The organism is Xenorhabdus beddingii (genome assembly GCF_002127545.1).
In the GTDB taxonomy this organism is placed as follows: Bacteria; Pseudomonadota; Gammaproteobacteria; order Enterobacterales; family Enterobacteriaceae; genus Xenorhabdus; species Xenorhabdus beddingii.
Genome location: NZ_MUBK01000007.1, coordinates 87,877 through 101,278, shown reverse-complemented (window position 1 = coordinate 101,278; position 13,402 = coordinate 87,877). Strand labels below are relative to the sequence as shown.

Here is a 13,402-nt window from a genome sequence, read left to right as displayed (position 1 = left end):
GGTATATCTCATGAAATTCAGTGAACTCTGGTTACGCGAGTGGGCAAACCCGGCCATTAGTAGTGAAGCATTGTCTGATCAAATCACCATGGCGGGTTTGGAAGTTGATGGTGTTGAAAAGGTGGCAGGTCAATTCCACGGTGTATTTGTAGGTGAAGTTGTCGAATGTGGTCAACATCCAAATGCAGATAAATTACGTGTTACAAAAGTTAATGTTGGTGGCGACCGCTTGCTGGATATCGTTTGTGGTGCACCCAATTGCCGTCAGGGACTTCGTGTCGCGGTTGCTACAATCGGTGCGGTGTTACCGGGCGATTTCAAAATTAAACCCGCTAAATTGCGTGGAGAACCGTCAGAAGGGATGCTGTGTTCATTTTCTGAACTCGGCATTGCTGACGATCAGGATGGCATCATTGAACTGCCGGCCGATGCTCCGATTGGTGCAGATCTGCGCGACTATATGAAATTGGATGATAATGCGATTGAGATCAGCATTACACCCAATCGTGCTGATTGCCTGAGTATCATGGGAGTTGCCCGTGATGTTGCGGTCGTTAATAAGTTGTCCCTGACCGAACCAAAAATTGAAGCGGTTGAATCAACCATCGACGCGAAATTCCCTATTCGTGTTGACGCACCTGACGCTTGTCCGCGTTATTTGGGGCGAGTGATTAAAAATGTGAACGTTAAGGCTATTACTCCATTATGGATGCGTGAGAAACTGCGTCGTGGTGGGATCCGTTCCATTGATCCGGTCGTTGATGTCACCAACTATGTTTTGCTTGAGCTGGGTCAGCCATTGCACGCATTCGATCTGGAACGTCTGAATGGCTCAATTATTGTGCGCATGGCTGAGCAGGGGGAAAAACTCACCCTGCTGGATGGCAATAAAACCGAACTTTCTGCTGAAACGCTGGTGATTTCTGATGAAAAGCAAGCACTTGCTATAGCAGGCGTTTTTGGTGGAGAATATTCTGGTGTGAATGCGGAAACACAGCATATTATGCTAGAAAGTGCATTCTTCGCACCGTTGGCCATTGTTGGTCGTGCCCGCCGTTATGGTCTGCATACTGATGCCTCCCATCGTTTTGAGCGTGGGGTCGATCCACAGCTTCAACATAAAGCGATGGAATATGCCACTCAGTTGTTGCTGACTATTTGTGGTGGAGAAGCGGGGGAGATCGTGGATGTCACCAGTGAATCCCATTTGCCAAAACCTGCCACGATTACGTTGAGCCGCAAGAAACTGGATCGCTTGATTGGTCATCATATCGCTGATGAACAGGTCACAGATATTCTGACCCGTTTAGGTTGTCAGGTCACCGTCCAGAATGATATCTGGCAAGCTGTTGCACCTAGCTGGCGTTTTGATATGCAGATCGAAGAAGACTTGGTTGAGGAAGTTGCCCGTATTTACGGTTATAACAATATTCCTGATGTGCCAGTACGTGCTGATCTGATCATGACTTCACACCGTGAAGCTGATTTGCCGCTAAAACGGGTTAAAACCATGTTGGTGGACCGAGGTTATCAAGAAGCAATTACCTATAGCTTTGTTGATCCTAAAATTCAGCAACACCTGCATCCACAGGAAGAAGCGTTGATCCTGCCTAATCCGATTTCGGCAGATATGTCTGCAATGCGCTTATCTTTGTTGACCGGGTTATTAACGACAGTTGCGTATAACCAGAATCGCCAACAGAACCGGGTTCGTTTATTTGAAACAGGTCTGCGTTTCGTGCCGGATGAGAAAGCGGAGCACGGCATTCGTCAGGAATTGATGCTTGCTGGCGTTATCGCAGGAAATCGTTTCGAAGAACACTGGATGGTTGAAAAACAACCAATTGATTTCTTTGATTTGAAGGGTGATTTAGAATCTGTTTTAGAATTGACTGGTAAACTATCTGGAATTTCCTTTAGGGCAGAGAAACATTCTGCCCTGCATCCTGGACAAAGTGCAGGGATTTATTTGGGAAATAGTTACATTGGTTATATCGGTGTTGTTCATCCAGAGCTGGAGCGTAAACTTGACTTAAACGGCCGTACCGTGGTATTCGAGTTATTATGGTCCAGTCTGGTAGACCGCGTGATACCTGAGATGGCAGAAGTTTCTCGTTTCCCATCTAACCGCCGTGATATCGCCATTGTTGTGCCTGAAAATGTAGCCGCAGAAGATGTTCTGGCTGAATGCAAGAAAGTTGGCGTAAATCATATAGTTGGCATAAACTTATTTGACGTGTATTGTGGTAAAGGTGTCGCGGAAGGCTACAAGAGCCTTGCTATTAGCTTAATCTTGCAGGATACCAGGCGTACACTGGAAGAAGAAGAAATTGCTGCGACCGTTAATAAATGCGTTGCTGCACTAGAACAGCGATTCCAAGCATCCTTGAGGGACTGAACTTATGGCGCTTACTAAAGCTGAAATGTCAGAAAATCTTTTTGAAAAACTGGGTATTAGCAAGCGTGATGCTAAAGATCTAGTAGAGATGTTCTTTGAAGAAGTGCGTCGCTCTTTGGAGAACGGGGAGCAAGTTAAGTTATCTGGATTTGGCAACTTTGATTTGCGAGACAAGAATCAACGTCCGGGCCGCAATCCAAAAACAGGAGAGGATATTCCGATTACGGCTCGCCGTGTTGTCACTTTTCGCCCAGGCCAAAAGCTGAAAAATCGGGTAGAAAAAGCATTACCCAAAGAATAAATCCATAAAAAGGCCGCCCTTGTGCGGTCTTTTTATTATTCATATCCCGTTGTATGCAATGGGATAGGTATTTTGTTTCCTTAATGGCTCCATATCACCATGCACTCAGTCTATGCGTTGATCACTTATCAGAGAAAACGTAACCATCAAGTGATAGTGATTTTATCTGTTTTGTTCATTACTCTGTTTGTTTTGTCATTATGCGCCGGCGAAATTTGGTTTTGGCCTGATCAATGGCTATCTGATTCTGCCCGGTTGTTTATTTGGCAATTAAGGTTACCCAGGGCGCTTGCAGTGATGGCGGTCGGGGCAAGTTTGGCGGTCTCCGGTGCCATCATGCAGGCATTATTTGAGAACCCGTTGGCAGAACCGGGATTGCTTGGGATCAGCAATGGTGCGGGTGTTGTCGTGGTATGTTTGATACTTGCTTTTCATGGCATGGCGCCTTTGTGGTTATTGAGCGTCGGAGCGGTATTTGGCGCGCTTTTCATGACGGCCATTTTGCTGACTTTTTCCCGAAGACATCAAGTTACCAATACTCGCCTATTATTGATCGGTGTTGCTTTCGGCGTCATATTTGGCGCCATGATGACATGGATGGTTTATTTCAGCACCAGTTTGGATCTGCGACAGTTGATGTATTGGATGATGGGAAGTTTCAGTGGCATTGACTGGCGCCAGAAATGGCTAGTGATTGCGTTGCTTCCTGTTATCTTGTGGCTAAGTCGCAAAGGAAACATTCTGAATTACCTCTCACTCGGGGAATTGCAGGCTCGGCAACTGGGTATATCTCATCATAAATGGCGTAATTTATTTGTATCAGTGGTTGGATTGCTGGTTGGATTAAGTGTTGCCCTGGCGGGAGCGATAAGTTTTATCGGCTTAGTTATTCCCCATATTCTAAGGCTTACCGGCCTGACAGATCATAAAGCGTTGCTGCCAGCCAGTGCATTGGCTGGCGGTTGTGGTTTACTGTTGGCGGATTTATTTTCCCGCCTGTCACTCTCTCACGCAGAAGTGCCGATTGGCGTTGTTACTGTCACCTTGGGCGCCCCCGTTTTTATATGGCTTTTATTAAGAACACATCGCTATTAAGGGCATATCACTATTAAGTAAGGACAAATTAAGTAAGGACAAATAGCGATTTCCCCGTCGGTTAGGGTAATGGGTTAAAATTTAAAAGAATAAAATGAGGGAATAACATGACTAACCCGCCGATTTTAGTACTGGATAATGTTACCGTCAGTAACCGACTGAAAGCGCTGTCTGGGGCAGTAATGGCTGGAGAACAAATTCATCTGGTTGGCTTGAATGGTTCAGGAAAAAGCACCTTGCTTTCTGCGGCTGCCGGAATTTTATCCTATAGTGGACACATTCATCTCATTGGCAGGGACTTAGGAAATTATCGCCAACACGAACTGGCAAGATGTCGGGCCTGGTTCTCCCAATCATCATCGACGCCTATCATGCCGGTTTTCCAATATCTGGACATGTTCCGTCCCGAATCGGCGCCATTGGCTCAGAGTGAGAACGTATTATATGAACTCTGCCAGCAAATGAAGCTCCTCCCATTACTTTCGTCCCCAATGGGTCAGTTATCAGGCGGAGAGTGGCAGCGAGTCAGGTTAGCCGGAACTTTTCTTCAGGTATGGCCGGAGTTGGATCCTAATGGGAGATTACTTCTGCTTGATGAGCCTACCAATAATCTTGATATTACCCAACAAGCCATCTTAGATAAGTTGATCAAAAAGTTTTGCACATTGGGAGGAGCGGTACTGTTGAGTAGTCATGATCTTAATCACACTTATGAACAGGCTAATGGAGTATGGTTACTTTCACATGGAAAATTATTGGCTTCTGGTGTACCACAGAATGTTATGACGGAACGAAATTTATCGGAAATTTTTGAAGTAAAAATTAGACATATCAAAAATACAGGCTATAAATTATGGAGGGTCAGCCATCAATAATTCCTGTAAGTAAAATCCACCATAATCATTAGCGCCTCCTTTTGGGGTGTCTTGGCTGACTAAAATTTGTTTCTTTGTTGAGGCTTCGTTAAACAAGCATCATTTAGAATCGTTGAATACATAAAACAAATTGGTTACACAAGGCATAAGGCGATTATGGATAGTTTTTTGCCATTTTCCCGCCCGGCGATTGGCGGTGAAGAGATAGAAGCAATAGAAAATGTTTTACGTTCAGGTTGGATTACTACAGGGCCACAAAACCACCAATTAGAGCAAGATTTTTCTCGCATGTTCGGATGTAAACATGCTGTTGCTTTATGCTCGGCGACTGCGGGAATGCATCTGGTTCTACTGGCGTTAGGTATAGGCCCTGGCGATGAAGTCATTACCCCTTCCCAAACCTGGGTTTCCACCATCAATATGATCTGTTTGCTGGGTGCCGAGCCTGTCATGGTTGATGTTGACCGCGATACGCTAATGGTCAGTGCGGATACAATCAAAAAAGCCATTACCCCAAAAACCAAAGCGATCATTCCTGTCCATTATGCCGGGGCACCCTGCGATCTTGATGCCCTGCGAGCGGTGGCCAAAGAAGCCAATATTCCCTTGATTGAAGACGCAGCCCATGCCGTCGGAACCCGCTATAAAAACGAGTGGGTAGGGGAACAGGGAACCGCTCTTTTTTCTTTTCATGCCATTAAAAACATGACCTGTGCTGAAGGTGGCATGTTTGTTACCGATGATGATGAACTTGCCCGGCGGGTTCGTTGTTTAAAATTTCATGGATTGGCGGTTGATGCTTTCGACCGGCAGATCCAAGGTAGGAAACCACAGGCAGAAGTCGTTGAACCGGGTTTTAAATATAACCTATCAGATATTCACGCAGCGATGGCGGTTGTACAGTTGGGCAAATTAGCATCAATGAACGCACGTCGTTGTGAGCTGGTAGCCCGATATTCGGCTGCGCTTATCGATTCACCTTTGCAAATGCTGAGTATGCCTGAATATGAGCATTTGCACTCCCATCATCTTTTCATGGTACGTGTTGACAAAAGCCGTTGTGGTATTGATCGGGATACTTTCATGGAACGCCTGAAAGAGAGGAATATCGGTACGGGTCTGCATTTTAAAGCCGCCCATACGCAAAAATATTACAGAGAACGTTATCCTCAGCTTTCCCTGCCTGTCTCTGAGTGGAACTCGTCAACCCTGTGTTCTTTGCCACTTTTTCCAGATATGAACAATGATGATGTCGATCGTGTTGTGAATGCGATAACAGAAATTCTTTTGGAGCATAACTAAGTGACATTTGAGAAAATTAAAAAAGTTTCGGTCGTTATTCCCGTTTATAACGAAGAAGAAAGTTTACCCCAATTGTTAGAAAGAACTCTCGCAGCCTGCCAACAGCTTGAACAGAAATATGAATTAATTTTGGTTGATGACGGTAGCCGTGACAACTCTGCCAATATGTTAGTTCAGGCAGCGGAACTTCCTGAAAATCATGTGATTGCCATTTTGCTTAACCGCAACTATGGGCAACATTCGGCGATTATGGCGGGGTTTCATCAGGCTGATGGTGATCTGATTATCACACTTGATGCTGATTTACAAAATCCACCCGAAGAGATCCCCCGGCTGGTTAAAACAGCAGAAGAGGGCTATGACGTTGTAGGTACACGTCGTGCTAACCGTCAGGATTCCTGGTTCCGTAAAAGTGCATCCAAAATCATCAACGCGATGATCACTAAGGCTACGGGGCGTTCAATGGGAGATTATGGCTGTATGTTGCGGGCCTATCGTCGTCATATTGTCCGCGCGATGTTGCAATGCCATGAACGCAGTACCTTTATTCCCATACTTGCCAATACATTTGCACGTAAAACGACAGAAATAGATGTGGCTCATGCAGAACGTGAGTTTGGGGATTCCAAGTACAGTTTCATGAAACTGATAAACCTGATGTATGACCTTCTGACCTGCTTAACGACAGCCCCATTGCGGTTATTGAGTGTGGTGGGAAGTATTATTGCCGTAACCGGTTTCTTGTTAGCGGTACTGCTGATTACGCTACGTTTTATTTTTGGTTCAATATGGGCTGCTGAAGGGGTGTTCACGCTATTTGCGATCCTTTTTATGTTCATTGGTGCACAGTTTGTCGCAATGGGATTACTTGGTGAATATGTTGGCAGGATTTATAACGATGTTCGTGCCCGCCCGCGTTATTTTATTCAAAAAGTGGTCGGCGTTAAAAAGACCGACGATAATCAGGAAGAAAGTTAATGAAAGCAGTTATCTTTGCCTATCATGATATTGGCTGTATCGGACTTGATGCGTTAGTAAAAGCAGGTTTTGATATTCAGGCCGTGTTTACACATACTGATGATCCGAATGAAAATCACTTTTTCTCATCTGTTTCACGTAGCGGTGCAGATTTAGGACTGCCTGTATTTGCGCCGGAGAATGTGAATCATCCGCTTTGGGTTGAACGCATCCGTGAGATGAAACCCGACGTCATTTTCTCTTTTTACTATCGTAATATGCTCAGTCAGGAAATTTTGTCACTGGCTGAAAAAGGCACATTTAACCTTCATGGCTCATTATTGCCGAAATATCGTGGTCGTGCTCCGGTTAACTGGGCTGTGCTCAATGGTGAGACAGAAACCGGCGTTACGCTGCATAAAATGCTGGCAAAACCGGATGCCGGGGATATCGTCGCGCAGCAGGCTGTGCAGATCAGTGACACTGATACCTCACTGGATGTACATAGAAAAATACGCGAAGCCGCTGCGGGATTATTGAGTCACATCTTGCCCCAAATTAAATCAGGCCATTATCCAGCGATCCCTCAAGATGAAAGTCAGGCAACTTATTTTGGTCGTCGCACGGCTGAAAACGGTGAAATAGATTGGAATAAATCGGCCAAAGAAATTAATAACTTAGTCAGGGCAGTCACTGAGCCCTATCCCGGCGCATTTACTTTCTTGGGTGAACGCAAAATTATCATTTGGCGTGCAAAACCACTCGATCAGACTCATGGCCAACGTCCCGGAACTGTGATTTCTACTGCACCCTTTGTGATTGCCTGTGGTCAAGGTGCGTTGGAAATTGTGAGCGGGCAGAGTGAGTCCGGGCTGTATGTCCAGGGTCATCGACTCACGCTTGAGATGGGAATTGTGGCGGGGGGTCATGTTGGCCCGAAAGCGACAACACAGATCAGTCGTCGTAAACGTGTCCTGATTTTGGGGGTTAATGGATTTATTGGTAATCATCTGACCGAACGGTTGTTGGATGATGGCAACTATGACATCTACGGCATGGATATTGGGTCTTCGGCCATTGAGCGATTTATTGGCAATCCCCGTTTTCATTTCATTGAGGGGGATGTCAGTATTCATACCGAATGGATTGAATATCACATCAAAAAATGTGACGTCATTCTTCCTTTAGTCGCGATTGCCACGCCTATTGAATATACCCGTAACCCGTTACGGGTCTTTGAATTGGATTTTGAAGAAAACCTGAAAATTGTTCGCTACTGTGTGAAATATAACAAACGGATTATTTTCCCTTCAACATCCGAAGTTTATGGGATGTGTGATGACAAGGAATTCGATGAAGACACTTCCCGCCTGATTGTGGGGCCAATCAATAAACAGCGTTGGATCTACTCGGTTTCCAAGCAGCTACTTGATCGGGTTATTTGGGCATATGGTGCAAAAGAAGGTCTGAAATTCACGTTATTCCGTCCATTTAACTGGATGGGGCCAAGATTGGATAACCTGAATTCAGCACGTATTGGTAGTTCAAGGGCCATTACCCAATTGATTTTGAACCTAGTCGAAGGTTCCCCGATTAAGCTGGTGGATGGTGGGGAGCAAAAACGTTGTTTCACGGATATTCACGATGGTATTGAAGCGCTGTTCAGGATCATTGAGAACCGGGATGATGCGTGTGATAGCCAAATTATCAATATTGGTAACCCGACAAATGAAGCCAGCATTCGCCAACTGGCGGAAATGTTGCTGGATAGCTTTGAAAAACACGAGCTGCGGGGGCATTTCCCACCCTTTGCCGGATTCAAGAAAATTGAAAGCAGTAGCTATTATGGTCAGGGTTATCAGGACGTTGAGCATCGCAAACCCAGCATTAAAAACGCAGAGCGTTTGTTGAGCTGGAAACCGACTATCGATATGAAACACACCATTGATGAAACATTGGATTTCTTTTTGCGTGGGGCTGTTGAAGAATTGAAAAGAAAAGACTAGGCATTCATCGGGAATTAGGAAGAGATCAGGAATCAAGTGATGAAGCAGGTTGGTTTGAGAATCGATGTGGATACTTATCAGGGCACAAAGGAAGGTGTACCACGATTGCTTGAGATTTTGCAGAAGCATAATATCCAGGCCAGCTTTTTCTTCAGTGTTGGGCCAGATAACATGGGGCGCCATTTATGGCGCCTGTTGCGGCCGAAATTTCTCTGGAAAATGTTGAGATCAAATGCCGCATCCCTTTACGGTCTGGATATCTTGCTGGCGGGTACAGCATGGCCAGGAAAAAAGATCGCAAAAGATCTGGGGTATTTGATGAAACAAGCCATGGATGCGGGTCATGAAGTCGGTTTACATGCCTGGGATCATCAAGGCTGGCAGGCCAGGGTGGGGCGTTGGTCGGAGGCCCAGCTAGCAGAGCAAGTGCAGTTGGGTGTTAATGCGTTAGCAAGGGCGACCGGGCAGCCTGTTACCTGTTCAGCGGTTGCTGGCTGGCGAGCAGATGAACGTGTCCTGACGGTTAAACAGCGTTTTGAGTTTGATTACAACAGCGATTGTCGTGGAACACACCCATTCAGGCCACGCTTGCCCGATGGAAATTTGGGCACGGTACAAATTCCTGTCACATTACCGACTTATGATGAGGTGGTTGGCACACAAGTCAATGATGCAGACTTTAATCATTTTATCCTTGAGGCTATCAAAAATGATCGTGGTGTTCCGGTTTACACCATTCATACCGAAGTTGAAGGTATGTCGAAGTCGTTACAATTTGAAACATTATTGGACATGCTTCATCAACAAGGTATTCAATTCTGTAAATTAAGTCATTTATTACCTGAAAATAGAGACGCGCTTCCTGTTGGGAAAATTGTGCGTTCAGATTTTCCCGGTCGTGAAGGCTGGTTAGGTTGCCAACAAGAGGTATAACACAGTTATGTTGAATACTCGGACAAGTAAAATTGGAGCCGCTCTGATGGCTCTTTTTTTTATTCTTACTTACCTATTGCCTCTGGATAGTCGTCTATTATGGCAGCCGGATGAAACGCGGTATGCTGAAATTAGCCGAGAAATGTTGCAACGTGGGGATTGGATTGTGCCCTACTTCCTGGATATTCGTTATTTTGAAAAGCCGGTTGCTGGATATTGGATCAATAATATCAGCCAGTGGATTTTTGGTCACAATAACTTTGCTGTTCGTTTTGGCTCGGTGTTCAGTATCTTAATCAGTGCATTTCTCCTTTACCGGCTGGCAATGATGATGTGGCAATGCCGTCAGACAGCTTTTGTTGCAAGCCTGATTTACATCTCCATGTTCATTGTGTTTGCCATTGGTTCTTATAGTGTCCTTGATCCGATGTTCTCTTTATGGATTACCGCGGGCATTGTCAGTTGCTACTGGGCACTTAAGGCAAGCCGTACCCGAGAACGAGTTCTGGCATGGGCTGTGCTGGGGCTGACTTGTGGCATGGCTTTTATGACTAAAGGGTTTCTGGCATTGGCATTGCCCGTGATAGCCATGATACCTATCACCCTATATCAGAAACGTTTTCTGGAAATGGTTCGTTTTGGGCCTATTGCCGTTATATCCGCTATTTTGCTGAGTCTGCCGTGGGTGATTGCAATTGCTCTGCGTGAGCCGGATTATTGGCACTATTTCTTCTGGGTAGAACATATACAACGCTTTGCTTCTGAGAGCGCTCAGCATATTGCGCCCATTTGGTATTACTTACCGATACTGCTATTGGGTGTGATCCCGTGGTTAGGTTTACTCCCCGGCGCTTTAATAAAAAGTTGGAAAGAGAAAAAAAGCCATCCAGAAATGTTTTTCCTGTTTTGTTGGTTTATTGTTCCCTTTGTTTTTTTCAGCATTGCAAAAGGAAAACTGCCAACCTATGTTTTACCCTTTATCGGTCCGTTGGCCCTGATGATGGCGAAATACGCGGTTGATTGTGTCAAAAATGGTGACATGAAAGCCTTGAGAATGAATGGGTTGGTGAATGTTTTCATTGGACTGGCTGCTATTTTGACGCTCTTTGTCATGGAAACGTTGATCAGTCAGCCACTTTATCAGCCGAATGAATGGCTGAAATGGATGATGGGAATTATTACCTTTGGTGTCTGGTCGGGGATTGGGTATCTGTGCTTTATCCGTAATGGCAAATATTGGTTATGGGCAGCATCCTGCTCAATTGTATTAAGTTTATCAATAGGAAGTGCACTGCCCAATAAAACGATTAATTCCAAACTTCCCCAGCAGTTTATTAGAGAAAATAAAAATGAATTGGCAGACAGCAAATATATTCTGTCTCAGTCCGTTGGAGTCGGTGCCGCGATTGCATGGGAATTAAAACGTAGTGATATCTATCTGTTTGATCGTCCGGGAGAATTGGAATACGGACTTGAATACCCTGACAGCCAATATAGATATGTGACAGAAGAAGCGTTTCCTCAATGGTTGGAGAAAGCGCGTAGACAGGGTCAGGTGGCGATTGTTCTTCTGTTATCTTCAAAAGATGATCTTCTTGAATTACCTCAGCCGGACGTTGTGCACAGGAATCATCGTTTTGTCCTGGCAATTTATAAGAAACAACCATGAGCAGCTATATAGCACTATTATTTCTGGTCAGTTTATTCACCTGTGCGGGGCAATTATGTCAGAAGCAGGCGGTGATTTGTTGGCAGAAAAAAGATGCCCCCCATAAAGGGGTATCGATGGTGATATGGCTATCGAGTGCTATTCTTCTGTTGGGAATAGGAATGATATTCTGGCTGCGATTATTGCAATTTTTACCGCTGAGTATTGCATATCCTATGCTCAGTATAAATTTTGTTGTAGTAACACTGATCGGGCAATGCCTGTATCAGGAAAAAGTGGGGCTGAAACACTGGATAGGCGTTTTTGCAATTATGTTGGGAATTTTATTGATGAGCCTGAGTTCATGAACGGTTATCTTTGGGGAGTAGCGAGTGCTTTATTGATCTCTCTGGCACAACTGCTATTAAAATGGGGCGTTGCACGTTTGCCAGCGCTTTCGTTATCAGCACATTGGCTGGATATCCACTGGCTTTGGGCAAATCATACGCCTTTGCTGATGATTATGGCCGGATTGTCAGGTTATGTGCTGTCTATGTTATGTTGGTTCTTTACCCTAAAATATCTGCCATTGAATAAAGCGTATCCCATTATTAGTCTGAGCTATGTGTTTGTTTATCTCATGGCGGCCTTGTTGCCTTGGTTTAATGAAACGGTTTCATTGTTGAAAACGGCAGGGATTATTTTTATCTTATGGGGAGTTTGGCTCATTGGCCGACCGGAAACGGCATAATTGTTGGAGAAAAGTGGATGATGATAAGAGCAGGGCATCTGTGTTTGTTAGTCAGTTTATTCCTTATAGGTTGTACCCATCCTGTCTCTAAACCCACTTCTCCTCCGTTGAGAATAGCCCTTTCTGACCCGATTATGGTCATTGCCCAGCTAAAAGATCAGCTTGAAAAATGGTATAGAACGCCATACCGTTACGGTGGAATGGACAGGCAGGGTGTTGATTGTTCAGGTTTTGTTTACCGTACTTTTTATGATCGTTTTAATATCCTGCTTCCACGCACAACAAGTGGGCAAACTCAGCTAGGCACACGGATTAACAAAAATGATTTGATGCCGGGAGACTTGGTCTTTTTCAAGACCGGCAGTGGTGAAAGTGGTTTGCATGTCGGTATTTATGATACGAACAATGAATTTATTCATGCATCCACCAGCAAAGGGGTAATCCGTTCTTCTCTCGACAATGTGTATTGGCGTCGTGTTTTCTGGCAAGCGCGTAGAATATGATCCTGATTGCATGACTGGTTCGTTAATGAACTGAAATCATTTTAAGATCCAGCGCAGTATGAAAAAAATGGTCAACGACAGGGTAGTTGACCATAAAGAGTGGCACTTATATCAATGTTTATTCTTCGCAATATAAGAAATTTTTGAATTCAGGCAGGTGCCCGTTCTCCCTGAATTTAGCCGGTGTAGTATTAAAATGTTTTTTAAAAATCCGGGTAAATGTAGCCTGAGAACTAAAACCATATTGCAGAGCAATATCAAGGATCGGTAAATTATCTTCCCGCAAAGACCTGGCTGCTTCATGGAGGCGGCGTCGGCGCACGTATTGACCCAGTGTACAGCCTTTTAACTCTTAAAAATTCGTTGTAAATGCCATTTTGAGTAACCACTTTTATGGGCAATGGCATCTATCCTTATTCCTTCCGTCCGTTGAAGCTGGCTTTCTAACCATCTGACAATATCGTTGATAACATTTTCTAACATGGTTACCTCCCACAGGGTGGGGCTTCCAAATGCTTATCTGCTTTGGCTTTATTTGCAGAAGATAATGAAAAGTTAAGGCAAATTTCACTTTAGTTTGCAAAATTTGCCTTTATTGGCTCATCCATTCAATAACTTTTAAGTTGCAATTTG

12 protein-coding genes and 1 pseudogene are annotated in these 13,402 nt (G+C 44.6%); 12 read left to right on the top strand and 1 reads right to left on the bottom strand.

Translation table 11 applies throughout. The annotated features are described in order from the left end of the window. Window positions 1–10 precede the first annotated feature (10 nt). The 12 genes from pheT to Xbed_RS06120 all read left to right on the top strand — a co-directional run bounded on the left by pheT (window position 11) and on the right by Xbed_RS06120 (window position 12,769). Window positions 11–2,398: a phenylalanine--tRNA ligase subunit beta gene (gene pheT / locus Xbed_RS06175; RefSeq protein WP_086112047.1), complete on the top strand. Its 2,388-nt coding sequence runs from the start codon at window positions 11–13 to the stop codon at window positions 2,396–2,398. Between the two features lie 4 nt (window positions 2,399–2,402). Next, window positions 2,403–2,699, top strand: coding sequence for an integration host factor subunit alpha (gene ihfA, locus Xbed_RS06170; protein ID WP_038233943.1), 297 nt, complete (start codon window positions 2,403–2,405; stop codon window positions 2,697–2,699). Between the two features lie 99 nt (window positions 2,700–2,798). Continuing rightward, window positions 2,799–3,794 carry a vitamin B12 ABC transporter permease BtuC gene (gene btuC / locus Xbed_RS06165; protein WP_086112046.1) on the top strand — a complete coding sequence of 332 codons (996 nt, stop codon included), beginning with the start codon at window positions 2,799–2,801 and terminating at the stop codon, window positions 3,792–3,794. Window positions 3,795–3,901: 107 nt separating this feature from the next. After that, a complete protein-coding gene (gene btuD, locus Xbed_RS06160; RefSeq protein ID WP_086112045.1) occupies window positions 3,902–4,669 on the top strand; it encodes a vitamin B12 ABC transporter ATP-binding protein BtuD in 768 nt (255 codons plus the stop codon). Window positions 4,670–4,825: 156 nt separating this feature from the next. Beyond that, window positions 4,826–5,971, top strand: a complete 1,146-nt coding sequence (gene arnB / locus Xbed_RS06155) for a UDP-4-amino-4-deoxy-L-arabinose aminotransferase (RefSeq protein ID WP_086112044.1) — start codon at window positions 4,826–4,828, stop codon at window positions 5,969–5,971. Next, window positions 5,972–6,949, top strand: coding sequence for an undecaprenyl-phosphate 4-deoxy-4-formamido-L-arabinose transferase (gene arnC, locus Xbed_RS06150; RefSeq protein ID WP_086112043.1), 978 nt, complete (start codon window positions 5,972–5,974; stop codon window positions 6,947–6,949). Then, entirely contained in the window at window positions 6,949–8,934 is a 1,986-nt protein-coding gene (arnA, locus tag Xbed_RS06145; RefSeq protein ID WP_086112042.1) for a bifunctional UDP-4-amino-4-deoxy-L-arabinose formyltransferase/UDP-glucuronic acid oxidase ArnA, read from the top strand. Before arnC ends, arnA begins: the two co-directional genes overlap by 1 nt. A 39-nt stretch (window positions 8,935–8,973) precedes the next feature. Continuing rightward, window positions 8,974–9,867: a 4-deoxy-4-formamido-L-arabinose-phosphoundecaprenol deformylase gene (gene arnD / locus Xbed_RS06140; RefSeq protein WP_086112041.1), complete on the top strand. Its 894-nt coding sequence runs from the start codon at window positions 8,974–8,976 to the stop codon at window positions 9,865–9,867. 7 nt (window positions 9,868–9,874) lie between these two features. Beyond that, on the top strand, window positions 9,875–11,536 hold the full coding sequence (gene arnT / locus Xbed_RS06135; protein ID WP_086112040.1) for a lipid IV(A) 4-amino-4-deoxy-L-arabinosyltransferase: 1,662 nt from the start codon (window positions 9,875–9,877) through the stop codon (window positions 11,534–11,536). Then, window positions 11,533–11,883, top strand: a complete 351-nt coding sequence (gene arnE, locus Xbed_RS06130; RefSeq protein WP_086112039.1) for a 4-amino-4-deoxy-L-arabinose-phosphoundecaprenol flippase subunit ArnE — start codon at window positions 11,533–11,535, stop codon at window positions 11,881–11,883. The genes arnT and arnE overlap by 4 nt, the downstream gene beginning before the upstream one ends. Continuing rightward, window positions 11,880–12,266: a 4-amino-4-deoxy-L-arabinose-phosphoundecaprenol flippase subunit ArnF gene (arnF, locus tag Xbed_RS06125; RefSeq protein WP_086112038.1), complete on the top strand. Its 387-nt coding sequence runs from the start codon at window positions 11,880–11,882 to the stop codon at window positions 12,264–12,266. Before arnE ends, arnF begins: the two co-directional genes overlap by 4 nt. A 17-nt stretch (window positions 12,267–12,283) precedes the next feature. After that, the gene (locus Xbed_RS06120; protein ID WP_086112037.1) at window positions 12,284–12,769 is read left to right on the top strand and encodes a C40 family peptidase; all 486 of its coding nucleotides are present in this window, start codon (window positions 12,284–12,286) and stop codon (window positions 12,767–12,769) included. A 118-nt stretch (window positions 12,770–12,887) separates the two neighbouring features. Here the strand turns inward: Xbed_RS06120 and Xbed_RS06115 are convergent. Continuing rightward, a pseudogene (locus Xbed_RS06115) lies at window positions 12,888–13,252 on the bottom strand (helix-turn-helix domain-containing protein). Window positions 13,253–13,402 lie beyond the last annotated feature (150 nt).

Bases quoted from the DNA above. Each gene is read 5' to 3' on its own strand.
- arnT (WP_086112040.1), top strand. From the start codon at position 9,875: ATGTTGAATACTCGGACAAGTAAAATTGGAGCCGCTCTGATGGCTCTT.
- arnE (WP_086112039.1), top strand. From the start codon at position 11,533: ATGAGCAGCTATATAGCACTATTATTTCTGGTCAGTTTATTCACCTGT.
- arnF (WP_086112038.1), top strand. From the start codon at position 11,880: ATGAACGGTTATCTTTGGGGAGTAGCGAGTGCTTTATTGATCTCTCTG.
- ihfA (WP_038233943.1), top strand. From the start codon at position 2,403: ATGGCGCTTACTAAAGCTGAAATGTCAGAAAATCTTTTTGAAAAACTG.
- arnD (WP_086112041.1), top strand. From the start codon at position 8,974: ATGAAGCAGGTTGGTTTGAGAATCGATGTGGATACTTATCAGGGCACA.
- btuD (WP_086112045.1), top strand. From the start codon at position 3,902: ATGACTAACCCGCCGATTTTAGTACTGGATAATGTTACCGTCAGTAAC.
- arnA (WP_086112042.1), top strand. From the start codon at position 6,949: ATGAAAGCAGTTATCTTTGCCTATCATGATATTGGCTGTATCGGACTT.
- arnB (WP_086112044.1), top strand. From the start codon at position 4,826: ATGGATAGTTTTTTGCCATTTTCCCGCCCGGCGATTGGCGGTGAAGAG.
- pheT (WP_086112047.1), top strand. From the start codon at position 11: ATGAAATTCAGTGAACTCTGGTTACGCGAGTGGGCAAACCCGGCCATT.
- btuC (WP_086112046.1), top strand. From the start codon at position 2,799: ATGCACTCAGTCTATGCGTTGATCACTTATCAGAGAAAACGTAACCAT.
- Xbed_RS06120 (WP_086112037.1), top strand. From the start codon at position 12,284: ATGATGATAAGAGCAGGGCATCTGTGTTTGTTAGTCAGTTTATTCCTT.